We start from the raw sequence: 24277 nt of genomic DNA, 5'->3' as shown, positions 1-24277 counted from the left end.
TCCTAGAGAACATTTATCTGTCAGTTTCTCGAATACGGGACCGCTGCGTGTTTCGCACTCCCGCAATCCCAGTATTCCCATGATACCACAATTCCTTCTGTTTTAAAAGTGAAATCTGTCTTGATTTAAAGAAGCAAACTTGTTATGATAAATAAGAATATTTGGAAATCTTTTAACGGAGTGTGGAACAATGCTTACGGAACCTATGACTTTATATAAACTGATGAACCTGTATCTGTTAAAGCAGGTAAACTTTCCTCTTACCAACGCCCAACTTACCAGCTTTTTTACAGAGCATGATTATACAACCTATTTCACACTGCAGCAGGCCTTAAATGAATTAGAGGATGCCGGGCTGATACACAAAGAAGCCAGCCACTCCAGCACCCGCTATGACATTACCAAAGAAGGAGAAGAAACCTTAAATTTCTTTGGCAAAAATATCTCACCTGCTATCATCAGCGATATGGATGAGTATTTAAAGGAAAATAAATTCCGCCTGCGTGAAGAGGTGGGCACCACTGCCGATTTTTATAAAGGGACCAATCAGGACTATATTGTCCATTGTGAAGTACGTGAAAATAAAGCCGTTCTCATTGGTCTGGATCTTTCCGTTCCGGACAAAGAACAGGCTGAAGCTGTATGCGGTGCCTGGAGGCGCAAAAGCCAGGAGATTTATTCTCATGTGATGCACACACTGCTGTCTTAATTTTAAAAACACGGCCGAAGTTTTTCTCACGGTCGTGTTTTTATATGCCTGTTTTTATTCTTCTATTTTTTCTTCTGCCTGGGCATCCATAGCTGTATCTGCCATGGTATCCTCGATCAGCTTCCAGATTTCTTCTCTTCCCTGCTTTGTTTCAGCAGAAAATGGGATAATGATGCCGCCTTTTTCCATTCCAAGACCCTGACGCACGATTTTTACATTTTTCTGGATCTGGCTGCGGTTGATCTTGTCCAGCTTTGTGGCAATGATCACCGGATGATAACCATTGTAAATGATCCAGTCATACATCATCTTATCATTGGCAGATGGTTCGTGACGGATATCAATGAGAAGGAATACCATTTTTAACATGGCAGAGTTTTTCAGATACCTTTCGATCATCTTGCCCCATTTTTCCTTAGCCTCTAAAGAAACTTTAGCATAGCCATATCCAGGAAGATCCACATAATACAGTTCTTTATTGATATTGTAAAAGTTAATGGTCTGCGTCTTTCCAGGCTGGGAAGACGTCCTTGCATAGGCTTTCCTGTTCATCAGGGCATTGATCAAAGAGGATTTGCCCACATTTGATTTTCCCGCAAAAGCGAACTCCGGCAATGTATTGTCCGGAAGTTTGCTGGTAACACCGCAGACGGTTTCCAGATTTACATCTCTGATGATCATACAAACGCCTCCTTTATTACTTCATCCATAGTTTTTACGTAAACGATCTCCAGACCTTTTGTGATCTCCCTGGAAAGCTCTGCCATATCCGGCCTGTTTTTATCCGGGACCAGAACCTTCTTCATGTGGGCCATCCTGGCTGCCAGGATCTTCTCTTTCAGGCCGCCGATAGGAAGAACTCTTCCACGTAAGGTGATCTCACCAGTCATGGCAACCTCTGCTTTTACCTTTTGTCCTGTAACAGCGGACAGCATAGCCGTAGCCATGGTAATGCCTGCAGACGGTCCATCCTTGGGTACTGCACCTTCCGGAATATGGATATGCAGATCATGCTTTTCAAAGTAATCATCTGCTACTTTATAATCCGGACAGATGGAACGCACGAAGGTAAGTGCGATCTGGGCAGATTCCTTCATTACATCCCCCATCTGGCCTGTCATAAGGAGGTTTCCCTTTCCGGGCATCACATTTACCTCAATCTGCAAGGTATCTCCGCCTACACTGGTCCATGCCAGACCTCTTACGATACCTACTTCATCTTCTTCGTTGGCATCTTCAAAAGAAACTCTTTCTTTGCCAAGATATTTCTCAAGATTTCCTTCATTAATACGGATCGGTCCCTGCTTCTTTTCCAGATATTTTCTGGCTGCCTTCCGGCATACATCCCCGATCCGGCGCTCTAAATTCCGTACACCGGCCTCTCTGGTATAATTGTGGATGATCTTTTCCAGGCATTTATCAGAAAATACGATCTGCTGTGGTGTAAGACCATTACGCTCTACCTGTTTTCCTACCAGATAATCCTTTGCAATATGGAATTTCTCATTTTCAGTATAACTATTGACCTCGATCAGCTCCATACGGTCTAACAATGGCCCCGGTATGGTCTGTGTGGTATTGGCTGTTGCAATAAACAGCACATGAGAAAGATCTACAGGAACCTCTACATAGTGGTCACGGAACTTTACATTCTGCTCCCCGTCTAAAACCTCTAACAGTGCAGACGAAGTATCTCCCTTATAATCACTGCTTACTTTATCGATCTCATCCAGAAGCATCAGAGGATTAGCAACTCCTGCCTGTCTTAATCCATCTACCAGACGGCCCGGCATAGCTCCTACATAGGTTTTTCTGTGACCGCGGATCTCTGCTTCATCACGTACACCCCCAAGACTGATGCGCACGTATTTTTTGTTTAATGCCTTTGCAACAGATCTTGCAATGGATGTTTTTCCTGTTCCTGGCGGACCCACCAGACAAATGATAGGGCTTGTGCCCTTCTTTGTAAGGGAACGTACTGCCAGATACTCTAAAATACGCTCTTTTACCTTTTCCAGGCCATAGTGATCCTCATTTAAGATTTTTTCTGCATGGCTGATATCTTCATTATCCTTAGAAACCTTCTTCCACGGAAGTTCTAAAAGAGTTTCTATGTAAGTACGCAGTACATTTGCTTCCTGGCTTCCTGCAGGCATGGTACGGAAACGGCCGATCTCTTTTAACAGCTTTTCCTTTACCTCTTTGTCTGCCTTTAACTCTTCTGTCTTCTTCTGGTATTCATCTGCATCAGACAGAGGATTATCTTCCCCTAACTCCTGACGGATGATCTTCATCTGTTCACGCAGGATATATTCCTTCTGGTTCTGGTCAATATCTGCTTTTACTTTCTCCTGAAATTCCTTTTTTATGCGGTAAACTTCCATCTCTGTCATGAGAGTCTGGAGAACTGCCTCATATTTACCGGACATGGTCGTACACTCCAGGATCGCCTGGCATACGGTATAATCCCATGGCATCTGAACCGGGATCTGCTTTAACATTTCCTTCAGATCACTGATAAGAAGCAGGGACGGAAGGATTTCTTTGGCAACTCTCTGGTTTACAGTCCCATATTCTTCCAGCTTGTCCTTTAAAATACGCAACATGGCTTCTCTGGCAAGAGGCTCTGTATCTTCTTCCTCTTCCCCTAAAAGACTGATCTCACCCATAAGATAGGGTTCTTCTGTATCAAAACAGAGAAGTTCTGCCTTATCCAGTCCTTCTACCAGGACACGGACGCTTTTAGAAGGGAGCTTTACCAGCTGCTTTACAACAGCCACTGTACCGATCTGGTACAGATCATCCAGTTCTGGTTCCGGTATCTCTGGCCGCTTCTGGCTGACCAAAAACAGCTTCTGATCTCCTAACATAGCTTTCTCTACCGCTGCTATGGATTTCTTTCTGCTTACATCAAAATGCTGCACCATACCCGGCAAAATGGTCATACCACGCAAGGCCACGGTAGGCATTATTATTACTTGTTCTTCCATTCTATCTTATGCACCTTTCAATATGTCAAAAAGGGGCATGCCGCAAAATAAGATTACTTTACGACAGCCCCCTTATTTACGCAGGCCACGAGCTACAGCGCGTTTCCCATAGTCTATATCAGGCGATCTCTCCTTTTTTTCCGCCGCGAAGTCTGTTTGAAACAGATTTACGGGCAGTTGTCGGAGCTGCATCACGATATACCAGTTCCGGCCCGCCTGTCTTATCGATCACGTCTTTTGTAATAGTACAGATACCTACTGTATCGTCAGACGGGATCTCATACATCAGATCCATCATAGCATTTTCCAGGATGGAACGCAGCCCTCTGGCACCAATCTTTCTCTTTACTGCCAGATTTGCTACTTCTTCCAGCGCATCTGGTGTAAATTCAAGCTTTACATCGTCCAGCTCGAACAGCTTCTTATACTGCTTGGTAAGGGCATTTTTCGGTTCAGAAAGGATTCTTACCATTGCTTCCTTTGTAAGCTGCTCTAAGGATACCATAACCGGAACACGGCCTATAAATTCAGGGATCAGGCCAAACTTAGTCAGATCTCTTGGCTCTACCTTCCGTAAAAGCTCATCAATATCCATCTCATTACGGTTTACTACTTCTGCATTAAATCCAATAGAGCCTGCACTCATACGCTGCTCTACAATCTTTTCCAAACCGTCAAAAGCACCACCACAGATAAAGAGGATATTGGTGGTATCGATCTGGATCAGTTCCTGATGAGGATGCTTTCTTCCACCCTGGGGAGGAACGCTGGCAACTGTTCCCTCTAAGATCTTAAGAAGAGCCTGCTGCACGCCTTCACCAGATACATCTCTTGTAATAGAAACATTTTCTGATTTCTTGGTGATCTTATCGATCTCATCAATATAGATGATACCGTATTCAGCACGTTCAATATCATAATCTGCAGCCTGGATCAGCTTTAACAGGATATTTTCCACGTCTTCACCTACATAACCTGCCTCTGTAAGGGAGGTAGCATCAGCAATGGCAAAAGGAACGTTTAATATCTTTGCCATAGTCTGAGCCAGGTAGGTCTTACCTGAACCTGTAGGTCCGATCATCAGAATATTGCTCTTTTGTACATCCACATCCATATGCTGACAGGATGTAACTCTTTTATAATGATTGTAAACAGCTACGGACAATACCTTTTTTGCATCGTCCTGGCCAATTACATACTCATCCAAAAATGCTTTGATCTCCTTAGGCTTTAACAGGTGGATGTCATTAAAAAGAGGTGCTTCCTCTTCTACTTCTTCCTCTTCCTGTTTTCCTAACTCTTCCTCTAAGATCTCAGAGCATAATTCAATGCATTCATCGCAGATAAATACATTATGATTACCGGAACCGGCGATCATTTTTCTAACCTGATCCTGTGTCCTTCCGCAAAAGGAACAGCGGATCGTGTCATCTGGTCTAATTGGCATACTATACTGTACCTAACCTTTCATATCCGAATCCATATATATCCCTGTAATTAATTAATGACGGGCAAGGATCTCATCGATCAGACCATATTCTTTTGCTTCCTGCGCAGTCATGTAATTATCACGTTCTGTATCACGGGCGATCTCTTCATAACTTCTGCCTGTATTGGCAGCCAGGATCTCGTTTAACTTCTTCTTGGTCTTTAAAATGTTTTCTGCAACGATCTGGATCTCCGTTGCCTGTCCTCTGGCACCGCCGGAAGGCTGGTGGATCATGATCTCAGAGTTAGGCAGTGCAAAACGTTTTCCCTTTGTTCCTCCGGAAAGCAGGAAAGCGCCCATACTTGCTGCCATGCCGATACAGATCGTGGATACATCACATTTGATGTAGTTCATTGTATCGTAAATAGCAAAGCCGGCAGATACAGAACCGCCTGGGCTGTTGATATACAGATGGATATCCTTAGAAGGATCCTCTGCTTCCAGGAACAGCAGCTGTGCTACGATAATGCTTGCGGAAGTGTCATTGACCTCTTCCCCCAGAAAAATGATCCTTTCCTTAAGAAGTCTGGAATAAATATCATAAGAGCGCTCACCGCGGCTTGTCTGCTCAATGACATAAGGTACTAAACTCATATAACCATCCTCCGTTATGATCTTTATATCTGTTTTTGACCCCATAGTGGGAATTTTTCCCAGATATATGTTTAATATACAAAACCAAGGAGACTCTCTGCAGAGAATCCCCCCGGTCTCTTTAGTAAGATTATTTTAATTGATTAAGCCAGCTTAGCTTCTGCTACTAACAGATCAACTGCCTGCTGTACAGCTAAGTCTTCCTTCATCTGCTTAATATCGCTTTCGCTCATGTAGCTCTTTAACTTGTCAACTTCCATCTTGTAAGCTTCTGCCATCTTAGCTACTTCTTCGTCAACCTTCTCATCAGAGATCTGGATGTTCTCAGCCTGGGCAACTGCTTCCAGAACCAGTCTGGTGCGGATTCTCTTTTCAGCATCTGGACGAGCCTGCTCCTTCATCTGCTCTACAGTCATACCTGTGTACTTTAAGTACATATCCAGAGACAGTCCCTGGCTCTGCATACGGCGGGCCATATCCTGAACCATGTTCTCTGCCTGGGCATCGATCATCTTGTCCGGGATCTCCATAGATGCATTCTCAACTACCTTAGCAACTACAGCGTCTTCGTTCTTGGAGTTTGCTTCGATTTCTTTCTTCTCAGCTAACTTCTTCTCAACGTCTTTCTTGTACTCATCTAATGTATCGAATTCAGAAACCTCAGATGCGAACTCATCATTTAACTCTGGAAGTTCTTTTACCTTGATTTCCTTAACAGTTACCTTAAAGGTAGCTGGCTTTCCAGCCAGATCTGCTGCATGGTACTCGGTTGGGAAAGTTACGTTTACTTCGCACTCTTCACCGATCTTCTTGCCGATCAGCTGTTCTTCAAAGGTATCGATAAAGGAATGGGAACCGATGGTTAATGGATAGTCCTCAGCCTTTCCGCCTTCAAAGCCCTTTCCGTCTACAAAGCCTTCGAAGTCGATAACGGTCTGGTCGCCGTCTTCTACTCCACGGTCTTCAACTGTAAGCAGTCTTGCGTTCTGCTCCTGAACCTTCTTTAATTCAGCCTCAACATCCTCTGCACTTACAGAAGCGTCAGCCTTCTCTACTTCTACGCCCTTGTACTGTCCTAAAGTAACTTCTGGCTTAACTGCTACTAATGCACTGTATACAAATGGCTCATCTTTGCCGATCTTTTCGATGGTAACTTCTGGTCTGGAAACGATGTCCAGTCCGCTTTCCTTCATAGCCTCAGCGTAGGAAGCGTTGATCGCTTCATCAGCTGCATCCTCATAGAATACGCCTTCGCCATACATCTTTTCGATCATAGCCTGAGGAGCTTTTCCTTTACGGAAGCCTGGGATGGAGAAGCGGTTCTTGTTCTTATTAAACGCTTTCTTGATCGCAGCCTTAAAATCCTCAGCGCTGACTTCTACAGTCAGTTTTGCCATATTCTTCTCTAATTTTTCTACCTGTACACTCATTTCTACGGGTTCCTCCTTGAAAATATATGTGATTCGCCCATATCCATGAGGGCGCTACACTTCAAGTTAGCATTATAGCATGGAGGTAAAAAAAAGGCTAGTATTTTTTGATAACTTTCAGAAATTTATGTTACAGCCTGATCTTACAGGAAATCCTCTCTCATTGGAGTAAAAATATCGATCAGAATACCATCTTCCAGACAGGTACAGCCATGCATTACCCCATCCTGTTTCAGCAGCGTATCTCCTGCACTGACTGTATGCACCTCTCCGTCTATGGTAAATTCAAACTTACCAGATGCCACATAGGTGATCTGGGTATGCGGATGATTGTGCAACGCACCGATGGCCCCTTTTTTAAAGGTATTCTCCACACACATAGCATCATTACAATAAGCTAAAATCCGGCGCACTACTCCCGGATCCATCTCCTGCGCCTCAGTTTTTCCATGAAATACCCATCTTTGATCTTTATCCGGATAATCCATAATTTTCCTCCTTGTTGACTCTAATGTTCTCTCGGAATCTTTCTGTATCTACACCATTATATAAATCCTGTCCAGCAGCGTCAATAGTTAAGGTTGTTATTGTTTATGGGTCACATGACCAGTACATCGTTTGGTAAATAACTGTACTGATCACGCAGGATGCGGATTTGAGTGTACAGTTCCTGTGCGATCAGATCCGCAGACAAGCGAGTGGCATAGTTATTTCGAAAACGATGTACCGGTATCAGAATTTGCGTTTTTTCTGCAATATATATATAATACTGATGTTGGGATCAAAAAGTCTGAAATCCGGCACGATCAATAAATGAAACCTGTCCAGGCAGGCAGAAGAAACACACAGGGGGAACGCAATATGACAAACAAACCGATCTACATAAAAATATACGATAAAATAAAATCTGCCATCAAAGGCGGCACCTACCCGCCGGGAAGCTTTCTTCCCACAGAGCAGGAGCTTGAAACCCTGTATCAGGTCAGCCGCACTACTATCCGAAAGGCAGTAAAGCTTCTTTCTGATGAAGGCATTTTAAGTGTCCGCCAGGGCTGCGGCACCATGGTCATGGATACCCGCACTACCCAGAATTACAATCAGGTAACTTCTGTAACTGAGTCCTTACGAAAGCGTGGCCATGATGTGACTACAGGAAGCATGATGATCGACGTTATCCCGGCTTCCAGGGATATTGCCACAGACCTTTTTATACCAGAAGGAACGCCTGTTGCCCGCATCCAGCGTTTACAGCTGGCAGATGGCCGGCCTGTGACTTTAATGGAAAACTATATTGAATATGCAAAGGTTCCAGGCATCGAACATCACAGCGGTCATTTTGTGGCTCTGTATCAATTTCTGGAGGAAAACTATAACCTGTTCATTGACTCTACCAAAGATAAGATCTCTGCCAAATCTGCAGACTTTTTAGAAGCCCGCGTTTTAGACGTGGAACCTAAAACCGCTCTTTTAGTGATCCGGCGTATATCCTATTATAAAGATACACCGGTAAGTATCGACCATGTACGTATCATCGGCAGCCAATATGAAGCCGAAATCTCAGGAAAAGGAAGGAGCAAATAATATGCGCCTTACAGAACTTGCAAGAAAAACCGACATTAGCTGTGTCCAGGCATTTCACACCCGCGATGAGATCGACGCCATGATAGAAGCAGCCATACATTGCCGCTTTGCTGCTGCTTTTACACTGCCCGCTTTTTCATCCTATGTGGCAGAAAAACTTGCCCCTTATCCGGATATCCATGCCGGTGGTGTCATCAGCTTTCCCGGAGGCGGGGATACTACCAGCCAGAAATACAGACAGGCAAAAGAACTGCGTGAAGCCGGATGTGAGGAATTGGACATGGTTATGAATTTAACAGCCTTAAGAAGCCATGAAGACCAATATGTACTGGAAGATATTGCTGCTGTCCGTGAAGCAGCAGGCAAAGATATCTTAAAGGTCATCATCGAAGCCCCCCAGCTGACAGGAGAAGAGATCCATCGTGCTGTAAACCTATGTATTCAGGCCGAAGCAGACTATGTAAAGACCAGCACCGGCTGGTATCCTTCCCACCCATCTGTCCTCTCCCATATACAACTTATGTCAGATGCAGCGAAAGGGCGGATTAAGATCAAAGCCGCTGGCGGGATCAGGACCTTAGAAACCATCCGTGCTATGGAAAAAGCCGGATGTGACCGTTTTGGCATTAGTATCTCTTCTGCTTTAAAATTGTTTCATGACCTTTACTGACGATCCCTTATCTGCTTTAAAGATACCTTTTAATAACTTTTCTGGCATTTGTTCTAAAAAGATACTCAAAATATTGTGAAATATGCCTATAAAGTATCCATTGATTTTATGACCTTTTAGTGATATATTTTTAACTATCAGATGATATTTTTTTAACAAACAAAACTATATAACGCATCACTGAAAGGAGAACATTATTTATGAAGGGTTATGCAATGTTAAAAATCGGAGAATCTGGATGGATCGAGAAAGATCGTCCTGCATGTGGACCAATGGATGCCATCTGTAAGCCATTAGCAGTTGCCATCTGCACCTCCGATGTGCACACTCTCTGGGAAGGCGCTATCGGCGACCGTCACAACATGATCTTAGGGCACGAGTGCTGTGCAGAAGTTGTTGAAGTTGGTTCTATGGTAAAGGATTTTAAGCCTGGCGACCGTGTATTAGTTCCTGCTATCACTCCTGACTGGAACTCCTTAGAGGCTCAGGCCGGCTACTCCATGCACTCAGGCGGCATGTTAGCAGGCTGGAAATTCTCCAACTTCAAAGACGGCGTATTCTCTGAATATTTCCATGTAAATGATGCAGACGGAAACCTGGCACTACTGCCATCCAATATCAGCCCAACCGATGCATGTATGCTGTCTGATATGGTTCCTACCGGCTTCCACGGCGTTGAGTTAGCAGATGTCCAGTTTGGTGATACTGTACTGGTAGTTGGTATCGGACCTGTAGGACTTATGTCCGTAGCAGGAACCAACATGCGCGGCGCTTCCCGCATCATCGCAGTAGGAACCCGTCCTGTCTGCGTAGAGGCTGCAAAGAAGTACGGTGCTACTGATTTCATAAGCTACAAAAATGGCCCGATCTGGAAACAGGTTATGGATATGACAGACGGCAAGGGCGTTGATAAGGTTGTGATCGCCGGCGGCGGTGTTGAAACCTTTGCGGAAGCCGTTAAGTGCTTAAAGCCAGGCGGCAAGATCGGTAATGTAAACTACCTTGGCTCCGGTGATACCATTGATATCCCACGTACTGAATGGGGCGTAGGTATGGGCCATAAGCAGATCAATGGTGGTTTAATGCCAGGCGGACGTTTACGTATGGAAAAACTGGGAGCTTTAGTATCTGCTGGGAAACTGGATGTTTCCCCATTAAGCACTCACGTATTCAAAGGCTGGGATCACCTGGAAGAAGCACTGTTCCTTATGAGAGACAAGCCAGCTGAACTTATCAAGCCAGTTGTTGTGATCGAAGAATAACAAATTGAATGACTGAACAGTCTGATTTATTATGAGAACGCGCCATTGGCGCGTTCTTGTTCTACTATTATTCTACTATTTTAAGAAAATTAAGAAAACAGAGCTCTGACTCTGGGAATCGGGGATTTAGGGGTTATCATATGAAAATATTGATCGTATCCGGCTTTCTGGGCGCAGGAAAAACTACTTTTATTAAAGCTTTCGCAAAACATACCGGAAAAGATTTTGCCATACTTGAAAATGAGTACGGCACTGCCGGCATTGACGCAGACCGTCTGCGTGCAGAAGAAGGCCAAAGCCCTGTTAATATCTGGGAAATGACAGAAGGCTGCATCTGCTGCTCCGCTAAAGGAGATTTTTCCCTGTCCGTCCTTTCTATTGCCAATACCATTGATCCTGAATATCTGGTGATCGAACCAACAGGTGTAGGCATGTTAGGCAATGTACTGGAAAATGTAAAAAAGATCGAATATCAGCGGATTTCCATTTTATCTCCTGTAACCATCGCAGATATTTACAGCTGCAGACGTTATTTAAAAGAATATCCTGCTCTCTACGAAAACCAGATCCGGGAAGCGGGAACTATTTTCCTGTCAAAATCTGAACAGGCTTCACCGGAAGAAAAAGAAGAAGCCAGACAGATCTTAACCAAAATAAATCCCACCGCCACTATTTATACAGACCACTACTCTTCTCTTCCTGAAAAAGACTGGCTGCGGATTCTTGAAACAGGCTATGACGGACAGATTTATGAATCCAAAGCTATTGAAAGTGAAGAACTGCCTGATACCTTTTCCATTGAAAATGCTTATTTTGCTTCCCCGGAATCTCTCCTGATATTTTTAGAGGACCTGATCCGCGGACAATTCGGAAATGTATTCCGTGCCAAAGGCCAGCTTCCTGCGGGATCACACTGGTTCCAGTTTGATGTGGCTGACAGCCGCTACGGTATTACAGGCTGTGAGCCATTAAAAACAGGAAAGGCTGTATTTATCGGAACAGATATCCAAAGGCAGCCCATCCGCCATGTAGCATTAAACAAGATGATCCAAAAGAAGATCACCTGGAAAAAAGGATAATTGTGATCTGATCACTACCTGTATTTTCCTAAAACGCCTGCGTAAATCCAGGCGTTTTTTTCTGCCGGTTTTCAGGTTTTCTGGAAGCAGATGTCCCTAATTGCTTTTTACCTCTTCTTATGATAAACTAGTTCAGATAAAGATCAAATTATACAAAATAAAGGGGTTAAATCACATGAACAAAAACAAGCGAAGTACGTTCTCAGGAAAGCTCGGATTTGTCCTGTCTGCAGCGGGAGCTTCCGTAGGACTTGGCAATATCTGGCGTTTTCCTTACCTAGCTGCCAAATATGGCGGCGGTATCTTTCTACTGATCTACATCATTCTGGCCCTTACCTTTGGCTACACCATGATCATAGCAGAAACGTCTTTAGGGCGCATGACAAAAAAGAGTCCTGTAGGTGCTTACCAAAGCTTTGGGAAGTCTAAATGGTTGTCTCTTGGCGGCTGGATCAATGCCATTATCCCGATTCTGATCGTTCCTTACTACTCCGTAATTGGTGGATGGGTCATTAAATATCTGGTGGGCTATTTTAGCGGACAGACACAGGCTCTGGCTTCGGATACTTATTTTTCCGCTTTTATCTCCAACGGGGCTTCCACAGAGATCTGCTTTATTGTTTTCACCTTTTGTACTCTGGGCATTATTTATGCAGGTGTACAAAACGGCATTGAACGTGTTTCCAAATTTATGATGCCGGTTCTGGTAGTGCTTTCTGTGATCATTGCCATTTATTCTGTTACCAGACCTGGTGCATTGGAAGGCGTTAAATACTTTCTGGTACCAAACCTGGCAAACTTTTCCTGGATGACCGTAGTTTCCGCTATGGGCCAGATGTTCTACTCACTGTCCATTGCCATGGGCATTCTGGTTACTTTCGGCTCCTATATGTTAAAGGATATGTCTATTGAGGATTCTACCCAGAATGTAGAGATCTTCGATACTGCTATCGCTATTATGGCCGGTCTTATGATCATCCCTGCTGTATTTGCTTTCTCAGGAGGTGATCCGAATACACTTAAAGCCGGACCTGCACTGATGTTTATTACCATTCCAAAAGTATTTGCCAATATGGGCCTTGGAACCGGCATTGGTATCCTGTTCTTCTTATTGGTACTCTTTGCAGCCATGACCAGCTCCATTGCACTGACAGAAAGTGCTGTTTCTACCTTTGAAGATGAGCTGTACTGGGGACGTAAAAAATCTACCATTGTTATGGCAGTTATCATGGTATCCCTTGGTTCTTTGTCCTGCCTAGGATACGGACCACTGGCAAACGTAACCATCATCGGCATGCAGTTTCTGGATTTCTTTGATTTTCTTACCAATTCTGTGATGATGCCCATCGCAGCTATTGCCACCTGCCTTCTGGTTTCCAAGGTCATCGGTGTAAAAAAGATTGAAGAAGAAGTCACACTGGAGGGAAAACCATTCCGTAGAAAGAAGATCTTCTTTTTTATGATCCAATATCTGTGTCCTGTCTTTGCAGCTATTATCCTTATCAGTTCTGTTGCAAATGCATTTGGATGGATCTCCATGTAGTTTTTACCAATAACTCTTATATTATTTTCTATACCAATTAAAAGACTGCTGCAAAATGGATTTTCTCCGTTATACAGCAGTCTTTATACTATTTATGTTATTATTTTCTTTCTGTACACAGTTTATAAATATCAATCATCTGAGATTTTCCGATCTTTACAAAATTACCTACCGGGATCATATCTCCATAAGTTGCCTTATCGACCATTTCTTCAAACGCATCTGCCGGTAATCTGGCACCTTCAAACGTCAATGGCATTCCCTCTTTTTTCCAGTTATTGTATAGAAAAAAGACTGCACTTTTTATCCGTGCAGTCTCTTTCTTATTATTGTTATGACATATTTTAATATAAAATTAGATATGAATTTTGATTATCTTTTTAGAAGTTCTTATATGCCGGTATAGCCCGTATTTACAGGCTTTTCCGGCATTTTTCGTATCGGAAGAAACTCACATATATTTTTATATCCGCTTAGGTTTTTGCTTTCAAAAGTAGTAAAGAAGTAGTAAAACCTTGATTTACTACTAAGCTGCTATCCGCAGCATTTCAGCTTTTGCGCTGTCGAAAGTAGCGTGTGCGTAATAGTTCAGCGTCATAGTAATGTTGGAATGTCCCATAATGTACTGTAATGCTTTCGGGTTCATTCCGGCATTTGCCATGTTGGTACAGAACGTATGACGTAAGGTGTGCGGTGTCATTACTTTCGGTAGAGCTTCCTCATGGTACTTGTTGTACTTCTTTGCAAGCCCCCTAAACATACCGTCATAATTGGTAGCTGTTTTCGGGTAGCCGTCCCGGTTGAGGAAAAGGAAGTTGCTGTAACCGTCAATAGTAACAGCTTTTGCACCCCTGCGCCGTTTCAGCACTCGGTTAAATGCTTCATATACTTTTTCGCTCATTGGAATTTGACGAATACCGCTTTTCGTTTTTGGTGTTTCAATGTAATATCCTGTTTCCGCACTTCTTAAAAGTTGGTGGTCTACATTGATTATCCTATTCTCAAAGTTAATGTCAGTATCGGTCAGCCCGCAAAGTTCAGAGATACGAAGCCCTGTCCCAAGCAAAATAATAAGCTCGTCATAATACTTCTGATAAACTTTGTCATTTTGAGCAAAGGACAAAAAACTTTCTTCCTGCGCTGGTGTTAGCGGAACCTTTGGTTCTGTATCATCTTCAATGACAGTGTTTAACTGGAAGTCAAAAGGATTTTTCCTTATGCAATCGTCCTGTATCGCTGTGTAAAAGGCAGCTTTCAAGGAACGCTTGTCATTACTGATAGTCTTATAGGAAATTCCTTTTTCTTTCATGCGGATTGCCCATTCTTTCGCGTCGGACAGCTTCACGCTGTCAATCGGGCAGCCCCCAAGTTTATCTTCTTCCAGTAGCTTCATCAGCCGCTTGCGTCCGTTTTTCGTATTGTACCTTACATTTCCCCGGTGGCGTATCTGCTTTGCATAAAGTTGGCAGACCGTCATTTTCTTGCCTATGGTGTCTATCCCGTCGTCAAGGTCTTTCTGTATCTCTTTTACCTTTTCTCGTAGGGATATATCCTCACGCTTTCCGGCAGGGGTCTTGTCCGTAGGTACTAACTTCCACGCATACACAAACTGCGGATTACCAAAGGTATCTATATATTTGTAAGCATATCTTCCGTCTTTTCTCTGGCTCTCTCCCGACCGCAAAACTCGATTTTTGCTGTCACGTCTTTTCTTTGACATTTTTCAATGCTCCTTTCCAAGACGGAAAGAGCCTTGATATGCTTATCCCATTATAGCACATTCAAGGCTCAATTTCACTATCAGATTGTGTCTATGGTATCAATCATTTTTTCAAACTGTTTGCGCTTGATTTGAATACGGTTGCCGTTCATAATAACCCACCCGGCGGCAGGATTTTCCTCGGCTAATTTACGCAGCTTGTTTTCTCCGATACGGAAGTATTTAGCTGCTTCATCTATCGTAAGCGTGTATTTTTCCCAAATAGGCACGTCGGCGTTACTCATAGTATCGTCCCCCTTTCAATATTAGGAAAAGTGAATAGTAAAAGGGGCTTTAATCGGACGGCTGTTAGCACAACCTCGCGGGAGTTCCACCCCTGCCCGTTAAGGCAGCTCTACCCAATGCCTGCGACGCTTTTAACGCTCGGACTATGGCTATAAAGGCTTGTCTACCCTTAGTGCGTGTCGTCGCCCACAAGCCGCTACACTTGTTCCCCGGCGTGGTGGTGGTCGCTCGACTTTCTCCAATAGAAGAAAAGCGTCATGGCGCACCTGCCGTATGGCTCAACGCAAAAAGGACGTATCCGATTTGCCCTATACTGCGTCGCCGTTATCTTGCGTCGCTTTCTTTGTCAAAGAGCAAGTAAGGTCAAGTCAACAGGCAGCGGAAAGGGGGACGCTGCTTGTGGTTATCTCAAACCTTGAATGAAAGGACAGCCCGCATAAGACGCGAACGCAAGCGGTCGCGTATATCCTCATCTATGCCCCAATAGATATTTCCGCGCTCATCACGCAGCTTTCGCATAGACAGGGACGCTATGTAGCTTTCGTAATGCTGTACGACAATGTTCATAGCTTCCGGGTCGCCCTTAGTAGCGGCTATGATTACCGGGTAAGGCAACAAGCCGCGTTCGTCCTGTTCTGATTTACTAATCTGTGCAGTCATAGGCTTTTTCCTCCAAATAGCGTTTTAACAGCTTCATTGAGCTTGTCCGGCGGGACTGTACCGTTGTCCTTGACAGATTACAAAACTTTGCAATCTCGCGTTCGCTCATGTCAAAGAAATAATACAGCAGTACGGTTTCCCGCTTTTCTTCCGGCAAACTGTGCAGGGCTTCGGCAAGCAGCTTCGCAGTAATTTCTTTGCCGCCGACAACGAAAGACTGTTCTGCTTCATCATCTGCAAAATACTCGTCGCAGACGTAGAGCTGTTTTTCTTCCAGTGGCGACAGGTCAGAAAAAGTAACCTCGCGTAATTGTCGCTGCTTTGTGTCCCTGTGGGCATTCATAGCTTCTCGCTTCAACGCCAGTTTGCAAAAGCCGTTAAAAGCACAACGGATTTGCCATTGGGTACGAATAGGCTCGTTCATGTTCTCACCTCCTTTCGCTGCCGCGAAAGCGGTGGAGTTTGAAATGTCCCCTTTCGTAAACCCTCAAACCAACGCACTTCAAAATGGACGTTGGTTTTAGAAATTTTTTGAAAAAGTTTTTTGATAAAATACAAAATGCGCCCGTCTGCAAATTGCAGACAGGCGCAAAGGAATTATCAAAAGTATATGTATGATTTGTGAGTTCATCTATGTAGCCAGAATAACCCGTTGGCGGGTAATGGCTTTTTTTGATAACAGTCTATTAGGGCATAGGAAAAAGGACATGACGATACCTCCTTGATACCGCCATGTCTTTATCTAGTAGGAGAGTTATCGTTAGAATTTAGATAGATAAAAAGAAACGGCGGCTCTGAAAATCAAAGCCGCCGAAATAGAATAGGCGCGTGAAAACCTGTCTGCGTTGCGACGGCTTTTTTTCTTTGCCGTCGTCCGGCAGATGTTCTATACTATGTCAATTTCAAAAATTTGCGGTACACATTGTCATCGTCCAGCTTCCGCAAATCATCGGAGAACCACTCGTCCCGGACTGCCAGCAGACGGAAGAATGTGGACTTTCCAGCCCCCTGACCGCCTACCAGACAAAGCATGATTTCAAACTTGCACCCCGGCTGAAAGGCTCGTGAGATTGCACCCAGCAGGAACAGCTTCAACGCTTCATAGGTGTAATCGTCTGCGTCAGCCCCCAGAAAGTGCCGCAGACAGAAACGGATTCGTTCTGTCCCGTCCCACACAAGGGCACTTAGGTAGTCCCGGATGGGATGGTACTTGTTTTCATTCGCCACAATCCCGATGGCATTATCAATCTTTTTCTCATTGGTAAGCCCATAGGTTTCTTCCAGATAAAGAAGCAGATACTTCATATCCGTATCATTCAGGGCGGTGCTTTCTCTGTGAAAACCGATGGGCTTTATGATGTCCTTGCGGTCGGTCAGGATGTTGTATGCGATAGCCCCGGAAAGCAGAGGGTCACGCTGGAATACGGTCAGGCAATTCCGTATGCTCTGACGGACACCGCCTTTCTCGGTAGTTTCCAGCCCCGCCTTGATTTCCTCAACGCTCTGTGGCGGCTGCATGGCGTTCATGGTGTTTTTTAGTTCTTGCTGCGTCTGCGGCTGCAAGCTCTGCCATTCGCTGTTCAAGCTGTATCACATCCTTTCCGTAGTCCGTAATCAAAGCCGCTTTTTCCTCCATTTCCCCAAAGAGCAGCACATCCAGCAGATATTCCACTTGGTCTTGCTTCTGTAAGGCTTCCACAAACCGGGGATGAAAGGCTTCCTCCGGGGAGTGCGGGGCATATTCCTTTCTCCATGCCATAAGCAAATGAAGATAATCGGCAAGAATACAAAAGCAGCGGTTCTTTGCTTCCTGAAACTGTTCCTCCGGGGATTTCTGCCGGGGCTTGGGATTTTTTGCCTTTCCCGGCGGTTTCCAGTCCTCATAGGAAAGCCCGAAGTCCTGTGCCAGTTGTACGGCGGCTTCTTTCTTTCCCAGCCCATACAGGGCGGCGGTAAAATCAATCACATCCCCATCCGCATCGCAGCCGAAGCAGTGGTAACGCTGATCCAGCTTCATGCTTGGGGTTTTATCGTTATGGAACGGGCAGCAAGCCATCCCGTTCCGCCCTACATGGATTCCATAATGCTCCGCAGCCTGTCTTGTTGTAACGGACTGCTTCACAGCTTCAAATACATTCAAATCTATCCCTCCTTGAAAAAAGAAAAGCACCTGACATTCTCTGATTGAAAATGGCAAGTGCCTGTTAAAGTTCCATATCCTGTTGTTTGTGTTTTGTCTGCGCCGGGGCAGTTCTTTGTGCTTTTTTCTCGTCTGCTTTATCCTGCAAGACTTCCTTGATGGGCTGCTTCTTAGGCGGCTCTTTACTTTCCTCTGTGCCGGGTGTGACTTTCCGTACCCAGTAGCGAATGTCCCGCAGCTTCTTCAAATCCTCCTGTACCTCGGTCAGTGGTACTTTCAGCTCTGCGATTTCTTCCAGAAGTTTTTCCAGCTCCTCTTGCAGCTCCTTTTGGGTACTGTCCTTATCGTCCGGGTGCTTGGCAAGGTAGGCGGCGGCTTTCGCATACCGGGCAACCTCCGGGTGTTCCTGTTTGAATTTCTCCTTTGTTTTCTTAAAAAATATCTTCTGGTACTTCTCATAGACAGGCTTACATTCCTTGCAGTCTGTCCGGCTGGCAAGAATCCCGTCAATCACTTTGCTGCGGGTTTCCTTTGGCTTCATCTGATTGCGGTAATCTGCGGCTGATTTCCCGGAAGATTCCAGAAATGCTTCTAAGTCCTCCACAGTGGAAAGCCCCTTTTGCCGGAGATAGGACAGGGCTTCGCTGACTGCCTTTAAGTCCTGTGAAGTCCCTCGGTTCTGTCCAGCCCTTGTCCAGTCCCTCCGTTCTTCCTTTCGTATCTCCATATACTTCATCAGCAGATTGGGAAGAAGTGTTGCTTCCTCCGCCGCTTTTTGTGCAAGCAGTTCTTTCCGTTTTTCTCCCAGCTCGGTAATCCATCCTTTGAGGTTTTGGATAAGCTGCCGGATGGACTTCATCAGGCGGTTGGTGGCTCTGATTTCCCTGTTCAGGTTGCCGATATTCGTCTGGATACCACGCTTTTCCATCTGCCGGACAGCCGCCCCCTCATGGACAGTGGGGACAATATCAAGCCCCTGTCTGGCATAGGAACGCAAGTCCACACGCTCCGGGCGGTCATTGGCTTCCAGATAGCGGTTCTGGATGACCTCCCATTCATGCCGCCAGATTTCACAATACTTCTGGTCGTTCCAGTCCACCGTATCCTCCTTGTGGCTTTTCCACCTGCCGGATGGCAGCTTTATCCGTTCCCCGTTTTCGTCAAGGTCATAAACCTTGCGGCTCTTGGGAAGCCATTTCCCATGTTCGTCCATTGCCCTCATAGTGAGCAAGACATGGGCGTGGGGATTGTGTCCCGGCGGATAGGGGTCATGGATGGCAAAGTCAGCAATCATGCCTTTGGAAACAAACTGCTGTTCACAAAACTCCCGGACAAGGACAGCGTACTGGTCAAGTGGTATTTCTCTTGGGATGGTAAGCACCCACCGCCTTGCAAGCTGGGAGTTCCATTGCTTCTCAACCGCTTCGGCTGCGTTCCATAAAGTATTGCGGTCGGCATATTCCTGTGGGGCATTTGCCGGGAGCAGGATTTCATTGTGGACGATACCACGCTTTTCCGGGTAGTGCTTCACTTGCTGGTCGTATTCACAGAACAGCTTTTCGCCGCTCTGGTAAGCAGCGGCGGCAACAGCAGACTGCCGCTGGCTGCGCTGCACAATCGTGATTTCGTTGTGTGGACAGGGCATTTCGTGTTCCTCCTTTCGCTAATTGGTGGATGGGGTGGCGTTTTACCACCTCATTTTGGGCAGAAAAAAAGCAGGAGACCTTTTTTCAGATTTCCTGCTCGATGTGCCGCTGTGTGGGCGGCGGGTATTTAGTTGTAAAAGTTCGGGACAAGTTGACCCGATGAGTGAATGATAAATAGAAAATTTGCAAAGACTATTGACATTTTTCCAAAATATCTTTCAGTTGAGCAGTCAACACATCTTCTTGACCGAGAAGCACATCTTTTTCATATACAATGGTATTCCACAGATTGCTGAGTTCTGCGGAAATTTCAGGGCTATCACAAAATTCGTGTGCCACCCAAATATTGCTGGCTATCGCTTCTGGGGCGCCATCAATGGACAGACCTTTATCTTTGATTGTATCAATCGCACGAGAAATATATTTATCAAATTGTGCTGCTCGACTTTCTGTATGTGACTTGTCGCTCACATAGTGTCCAATAAAAAAGGAAATTGCAAATCCAGCGATGATGAACACGATAGTCAATGCTGTACCTATTCTTTTCATACTTCCAACTCCTTTGTCAAATTCAAGAACTATTTTTTATTGCTTCCTATCCAGTAACATCTTGCTCCGATTACCGCTGATAAAAATTCAATTCCTTTCAAATACATATCGTAGTTTGTATATCCGATAATTGGACCAGATAAAACATAAATTATAACAAACACAATAACTGTAACTATTGCTCTCTTAGCAGTGTCCTTCACTTTTATTCCCTCCATAACTTCGACATTGTTGCTATGAAATTTTCTTTTCATCATCTCTTGGTGGTCGGACATAACATAACATTTCTTTTTCACAAGCACCAAATTTTGAGAAATTGGATTTCGCTTCTTTTAGCGTTATTCCATGATTAGAGTCACTTGGTTCGTTATCAGAAGCAATGAATGGGTCATTCTCCCAAAAACAAACGGGACAGATATACCCACAATCTTCATTTGCCGGAACATTATAGGTAAAATATCCGCAGCAAGGACATTGGTATTTTTTCATATAAACCTCCCGTTTAAGCCTTGACCTCAAATTCCTGATTTATTTCTGACTTTATTATACTTCATCGATTATCGAAAAGATAGCATATTTTATGAAACTTGTCGGCTGGGAACAGCTTACAGCGCAAGGTGTCCCCAGATGGCAAGTCCACAAAAGGGTAGCTGGCGGCAGCCAGCGCAGGGGAAGCGTAGCGTCCCCTGTATGATTTGGAGCAGACCTTGACTGCGGAAAATCACAGCCCTCCGGCGAGGAGCCTTCGGAGAACGCAATGCACCAACCTTTGGGTGGTGTATAATTGCGCCCTTAGTAAACTAAGGGGTTTCCGGCTTCTCCCGTTCCAGCAGTTTTTTCAATAGTTCCTGCGTGTCCTGCCTGTGAAAAATGAGTTTCAACAACAGCATGACATCATCATCTGTCAGGCGTTCCGGCTCTTGCAGAAAACTTTCCAGCATACCGCCACGAGTACAGAGCCGGTGCGTCCGTTCCTTTCGGGTAAGCTGCTTTAACTGGTGCTGCAATGCCTTTTCATCATTGATGGCTTTCCGCAGTTTCTTTTCGCTTTTCTCCAACTCCCGGTTGAGCTTTTCCAGCTTTGAGGTATCAGGCAAGGGCAGCGTCCTCCTTTCCCGGTATCAGCACATAAATCCTGTTTGGTTCTCCAACGCCCTGACGCACCCGCATGATAAGTCCGGCGGTTTCCAGTTCATTCAGAGAACGCTTGACCGTCATGGGACTGCGGGACAGGACTGCGGCAATGGCTGTGACAGGGAAGCAGACAAACAGGATTCCGTTCTCGTCCTCCTGACCTTTGGAGAGCATAGCGTCCAACATCCGGCAGTACATGACCTTTGCGGTGCTGCTGACTGGAAATCCTGTCAACGCTCTGGGAAAGGGCATACAGGGCGGCAATGGTGTGTCTATCGTCATAAATTCAAAATTCATTCGGTGTGTTCCTCCTTTTTCTTTGCTCGTTTGGATAAATAACGGGGGCAGTCAATCACAACCGCCCGGAAGCTCTGCCTGCACCCATGCTGGCATTTCCGGCATAATTCGTTGTAAGTGACACGCCCCCGGTCATTGAGGTAAAAGGAAAGCTCATGCTTCCTCTTTTTGCTCATTCTCGGCATATTGTGTTTCCTCCCGTTTTAGTGTATGGTTTCGGGGCGATTTTCGGCAAAATTACAGCCATAGAGCCGATTAAAATCTCCCGAAGTATCAGCGATAGGGTAGACTATCCCCCTATCAGATTGTCGTGTTTCGGTATCATTTCGGTGTCAGTTCGCCAGTTCTCCCCGGTGTCGTTCCTCCCCTGAATCTCACAGCGGCGTATCGCTCCCTTTGGTACGCTCGTTTCGGTCAGGGTTCCTCCACATCCCTGCCAAAAGTCATGGCACTACATCGCCGGGGAAGCATATCCCACACAGGCTGGTCATTCGATTGGAATAATCCATCGATGAACTACCTGTATCATAGAACATTTTTGTGCCCTGTGCCGTATGTCCACAAAGTAGGAATTAGGGGTAAAAATCAGAAATTTCCACGATTGCGGAAAGTGTGATATAATCCAGATAAGCGGCAGCAATGAAACCATTGGAAAGGAGCGTGCGCCCATGAAAGGAGCAACAAGCATACAGGAACGCCTTTGGGAACTCCGCAAGGACAAAGGCTTAAATCTGGAAGAACTATCAAAGCTGACAGGCATTTCCAAATCAGCTCTTGGAAGTTATGAAAAAGAGGATTTTAAGGAAATCAATCATGGCAACCTTATCACGCTGGCAGACTTCTATGGGGTCTCTGTTGATTATCTACTGTGCCGGACAGAGAACAGGGAGCAGATCAACACACCATTGACGGAGCTGCATTTGAATGATGAGATGGTGGCACTGCTGAAAAGCGGTCGGATTAACAACCGTCTGCTCTGTGAGCTTGCTACACATAAAGATTTCATCAAGTTTCTTGCAGACATTGAGATTTATGTGGACGGGATTGCTACCATGCAGATTCAAAACCTCAATGCACTTGTCGATACCGTCCGGCATGAAATCATTGAACGGTATCGCCCAGGCGAAGATGACCCGCATTTGAAAGTGCTGCAAGCCGCCCATATCAGTGATGATGAGTATTTCAGTCACATGGTTCTGGATGACCTCAACCTGATTATCCGGGATATTCGGGAAGCCCACAAAAAGGACAGTGAGAGTGCGCCCCAGACCACCGTTGCCGATGAATTGAAAGAAAATCTCGAAGCAGTCGAAAATTTCAAGGGCAGCCGGGATGAAAAGCTGGTTGTCCTTTACTGCAAGCAGCTCGGTATCAACTATAAAAATCTGTCAGACGAAGAATTTCGCTGGCTGATTCGGATTCTCAAAAAATCAAAGAAAATGGGAACGCCTATCAGCCAGAGGAAAAAACGGTAAAAAAAACCGCTGTTGCATGGTTGGGGTGCCTTCCATGTAGCAGCGGTTCTTGCTGTGGTTATTATTTCATTCGTTTTCTTAATATCCGGCGATAATTTGTTTCTCCCTTTGGTGCGTCCTGTATAATTTCCAACACACCATCTTCAAGCATTTTATCAATGCGATTAGAAATCCATACATCACTAATTCCAAGTTGATATTTTCCTAAAACATTACCTATAACAATAGCCATTTTGAATTGCTCTGGCTGTTCCGCAATTTCACGAAGAATGAAACTATCATATATATCTTCTGAAACACTTTGCAATTTACCATTTAGCATTGCACGCAAAGGTGCATTTTCATTTTGAAGTTGATTCCATTTCATAGCACAAGCTGAAAGAAATACAGGCTTAGCTTTTTCTTGTAGAGTTATATATTTTCCCCATTCGCCAGGAGAAACCTCACCCCATGCTATTTTGGATGTCATAGTATTTTCTTTTCCATATTCCCAGGCAGGTAACTTAACCAAATAAATTGTTGTCTGACAGTTTAATGGTCGAAGTTGTTTCATAAGCCAGTACATACCGCAAAGTTCATCCGGATTATAGCTATACCAAATACGAACTTCTTCCCCAGCTACATATCGTTCAATAACCGAAGACAATGTAGTTTTAATTTTCTGTATTTTTTCTTCAACCTGATAGTCTAAATCCTCTACAAACCAGACAGACAGCATTTTCTTGAGAACATTTTTCCGCTGTTCGCCAATTCCATTATCAGAAATATCTCCCACACTAAGAGCCATATCAAAACAATAAACATCACTGCTCTTGCCTCCCAATGGAATAGCATTCTCCCAAGCAATATGTTCTTGTTCCTGTGCTTGAATTTGTGCTTCTTTCATTTCATCTGAAGATGGAACACTCCCATCTTCGTGCCTCATAAAGACCGAAACTGCACTTCCTCTATACTTTCCCTTACCGTAAGTTTGGGCAATTTTCAAACTTCCACAGGCACTTTCACCAAATACAATTTCAATCAT

Annotated in this window: 27 protein-coding genes and 1 pseudogene; 7 read left to right on the top strand and 21 right to left on the bottom strand. The window is 44.7% G+C overall.

The features are described from left to right. Positions 1 to 190: 190 nt before the first annotated feature. Positions 191 to 709: a DUF4364 family protein gene (locus OGM16_13985; protein ID UYJ45900.1), complete on the top strand. Its 519-nt coding sequence runs from the start codon at positions 191 to 193 to the stop codon at positions 707 to 709. A 54-nt stretch (positions 710 to 763) separates the two neighbouring features. On the opposite strand, the gene yihA is transcribed toward OGM16_13985, so the two are convergent. The 6 genes from yihA to OGM16_13955 form a co-directional block, all read right to left on the bottom strand. Beyond that, positions 764 to 1390: a ribosome biogenesis GTP-binding protein YihA/YsxC gene (gene yihA, locus OGM16_13980; GenBank protein ID UYJ45899.1), complete on the bottom strand. Its 627-nt coding sequence runs from the start codon at positions 1388 to 1390 to the stop codon at positions 764 to 766. Further along, positions 1387 to 3699, bottom strand: coding sequence for an endopeptidase La (gene lon, locus OGM16_13975; protein ID UYJ45898.1), 2313 nt, complete (start codon positions 3697 to 3699; stop codon positions 1387 to 1389). The genes yihA and lon overlap by 4 nt, the downstream gene beginning before the upstream one ends. Positions 3700 to 3817: 118 nt before the next feature. Further along, positions 3818 to 5146, bottom strand: coding sequence for an ATP-dependent Clp protease ATP-binding subunit ClpX (gene clpX / locus OGM16_13970; GenBank protein ID UYJ45897.1), 1329 nt, complete (start codon positions 5144 to 5146; stop codon positions 3818 to 3820). A 54-nt stretch (positions 5147 to 5200) separates the two neighbouring features. Next, a complete protein-coding gene (gene clpP / locus OGM16_13965; GenBank protein UYJ45896.1) occupies positions 5201 to 5782 on the bottom strand; it encodes an ATP-dependent Clp endopeptidase proteolytic subunit ClpP in 582 nt (193 codons plus the stop codon). Positions 5783 to 5925: 143 nt separating this feature from the next. Beyond that, entirely contained in the window at positions 5926 to 7212 is a 1287-nt protein-coding gene (gene tig / locus OGM16_13960) for a trigger factor (GenBank protein UYJ45895.1), read from the bottom strand. A 143-nt stretch (positions 7213 to 7355) separates the two neighbouring features. Next, on the bottom strand, positions 7356 to 7700 hold the full coding sequence (locus tag OGM16_13955) for a cupin domain-containing protein (protein ID UYJ45894.1): 345 nt from the start codon (positions 7698 to 7700) through the stop codon (positions 7356 to 7358). Positions 7701 to 8073: 373 nt separating this feature from the next. Between OGM16_13955 and OGM16_13950 the strand changes: the two genes are divergently transcribed. The 5 genes from OGM16_13950 (at position 8074) to OGM16_13930 (ending at position 13347) form a co-directional block, all read left to right on the top strand. Continuing rightward, positions 8074 to 8793, top strand: a complete 720-nt coding sequence (locus OGM16_13950) for a GntR family transcriptional regulator (GenBank protein UYJ45893.1) — start codon at positions 8074 to 8076, stop codon at positions 8791 to 8793. Beyond that, complete coding sequence (deoC, locus tag OGM16_13945) at positions 8756 to 9463, top strand: deoxyribose-phosphate aldolase (GenBank protein UYJ45892.1); 708 nt, start codon at positions 8756 to 8758, stop codon at positions 9461 to 9463. The genes OGM16_13950 and deoC overlap by 38 nt, the downstream gene beginning before the upstream one ends. 200 nt (positions 9464 to 9663) lie before the next feature. Continuing rightward, complete coding sequence (locus tag OGM16_13940) at positions 9664 to 10725, top strand: NAD(P)-dependent alcohol dehydrogenase (protein UYJ45891.1); 1062 nt, start codon at positions 9664 to 9666, stop codon at positions 10723 to 10725. A 140-nt stretch (positions 10726 to 10865) separates the two neighbouring features. Then, positions 10866 to 11804, top strand: a complete 939-nt coding sequence (locus OGM16_13935; protein ID UYJ45890.1) for a GTP-binding protein — start codon at positions 10866 to 10868, stop codon at positions 11802 to 11804. Between the two features lie 175 nt (positions 11805 to 11979). Next, positions 11980 to 13347 (top strand): sodium-dependent transporter, encoded by a 1368-nt coding sequence (locus OGM16_13930; GenBank protein UYJ45889.1) that lies wholly within the window; start codon positions 11980 to 11982, stop codon positions 13345 to 13347. 100 nt (positions 13348 to 13447) lie between these two features. Here OGM16_13930 and OGM16_13925 read toward each other — a convergent pair whose 3' ends face one another. The 14 genes and pseudogenes from OGM16_13925 to OGM16_13860 all read right to left on the bottom strand — a co-directional run bounded on the left by OGM16_13925 (position 13448) and on the right by OGM16_13860 (position 21963). Then, on the bottom strand, positions 13448 to 13606 hold the full coding sequence (locus OGM16_13925; GenBank protein ID UYJ45888.1) for a hypothetical protein: 159 nt from the start codon (positions 13604 to 13606) through the stop codon (positions 13448 to 13450). Between the two features lie 267 nt (positions 13607 to 13873). Further along, positions 13874 to 15067, bottom strand: a complete 1194-nt coding sequence (locus OGM16_13920) for a site-specific integrase (GenBank protein ID UYJ45887.1) — start codon at positions 15065 to 15067, stop codon at positions 13874 to 13876. A gap of 80 nt (positions 15068 to 15147) precedes the next feature. Beyond that, positions 15148 to 15351 (bottom strand): excisionase, encoded by a 204-nt coding sequence (locus OGM16_13915; GenBank protein UYJ45886.1) that lies wholly within the window; start codon positions 15349 to 15351, stop codon positions 15148 to 15150. A 409-nt stretch (positions 15352 to 15760) separates the two neighbouring features. Then, positions 15761 to 16012: a helix-turn-helix domain-containing protein gene (locus OGM16_13910; GenBank protein ID UYJ45885.1), complete on the bottom strand. Its 252-nt coding sequence runs from the start codon at positions 16010 to 16012 to the stop codon at positions 15761 to 15763. Beyond that, positions 15996 to 16436 (bottom strand): sigma-70 family RNA polymerase sigma factor, encoded by a 441-nt coding sequence (locus tag OGM16_13905; protein UYJ45884.1) that lies wholly within the window; start codon positions 16434 to 16436, stop codon positions 15996 to 15998. The genes OGM16_13910 and OGM16_13905 overlap by 17 nt, the downstream gene beginning before the upstream one ends. Positions 16437 to 16921: 485 nt before the next feature. Then, positions 16922 to 17539 (bottom strand): annotated as a pseudogene (locus OGM16_13900) (virulence-associated E family protein). Then, positions 17508 to 18152, bottom strand: coding sequence for a CHC2 zinc finger domain-containing protein (locus tag OGM16_13895; GenBank protein UYJ45883.1), 645 nt, complete (start codon positions 18150 to 18152; stop codon positions 17508 to 17510). The pseudogene OGM16_13900 and the gene OGM16_13895 overlap by 32 nt, the downstream one beginning before the upstream one ends. Positions 18153 to 18216: 64 nt before the next feature. Further along, positions 18217 to 19797 (bottom strand): MobA/MobL family protein, encoded by a 1581-nt coding sequence (locus OGM16_13890; GenBank protein UYJ45882.1) that lies wholly within the window; start codon positions 19795 to 19797, stop codon positions 18217 to 18219. A 193-nt stretch (positions 19798 to 19990) separates the two neighbouring features. Next, positions 19991 to 20347 carry a hypothetical protein gene (locus tag OGM16_13885; GenBank protein ID UYJ45881.1) on the bottom strand — a complete coding sequence of 119 codons (357 nt, stop codon included), beginning with the start codon at positions 20345 to 20347 and terminating at the stop codon, positions 19991 to 19993. Between the two features lie 29 nt (positions 20348 to 20376). Next, positions 20377 to 20550 (bottom strand): hypothetical protein, encoded by a 174-nt coding sequence (locus OGM16_13880; protein ID UYJ45880.1) that lies wholly within the window; start codon positions 20548 to 20550, stop codon positions 20377 to 20379. A 31-nt stretch (positions 20551 to 20581) separates the two neighbouring features. Beyond that, the gene (locus OGM16_13875; GenBank protein ID UYJ45879.1) at positions 20582 to 20836 is read right to left on the bottom strand and encodes a CPCC family cysteine-rich protein; all 255 of its coding nucleotides are present in this window, start codon (positions 20834 to 20836) and stop codon (positions 20582 to 20584) included. 311 nt (positions 20837 to 21147) lie between these two features. Further along, complete coding sequence (locus OGM16_13870) at positions 21148 to 21444, bottom strand: DUF3847 domain-containing protein (protein ID UYJ45878.1); 297 nt, start codon at positions 21442 to 21444, stop codon at positions 21148 to 21150. After that, positions 21437 to 21778 carry a DeoR family transcriptional regulator gene (locus tag OGM16_13865; GenBank protein UYJ45877.1) on the bottom strand — a complete coding sequence of 114 codons (342 nt, stop codon included), beginning with the start codon at positions 21776 to 21778 and terminating at the stop codon, positions 21437 to 21439. The genes OGM16_13870 and OGM16_13865 overlap by 8 nt, the downstream gene beginning before the upstream one ends. Then, complete coding sequence (locus OGM16_13860; GenBank protein UYJ45876.1) at positions 21775 to 21963, bottom strand: hypothetical protein; 189 nt, start codon at positions 21961 to 21963, stop codon at positions 21775 to 21777. Before OGM16_13860 ends, OGM16_13865 begins: the two co-directional genes overlap by 4 nt. Positions 21964 to 22446: 483 nt before the next feature. Between OGM16_13860 and OGM16_13855 the strand changes: the two genes are divergently transcribed. Continuing rightward, complete coding sequence (locus OGM16_13855; GenBank protein ID UYJ45875.1) at positions 22447 to 23253, top strand: helix-turn-helix transcriptional regulator; 807 nt, start codon at positions 22447 to 22449, stop codon at positions 23251 to 23253. A gap of 61 nt (positions 23254 to 23314) precedes the next feature. Here OGM16_13855 and OGM16_13850 read toward each other — a convergent pair whose 3' ends face one another. Continuing rightward, positions 23315 to 24277, bottom strand: a complete 963-nt coding sequence (locus tag OGM16_13850; GenBank protein UYJ45874.1) for a DUF1835 domain-containing protein — start codon at positions 24275 to 24277, stop codon at positions 23315 to 23317.

The organism is Lachnospiraceae bacterium (assembly GCA_025758065.1).
Taxonomy (GTDB): domain Bacteria; phylum Bacillota; class Clostridia; order Lachnospirales; family Lachnospiraceae; genus Enterocloster.
Note: the sequence above shows the minus strand (reverse complement) of the source record. Positions and strands in the feature narration are given on the sequence as shown.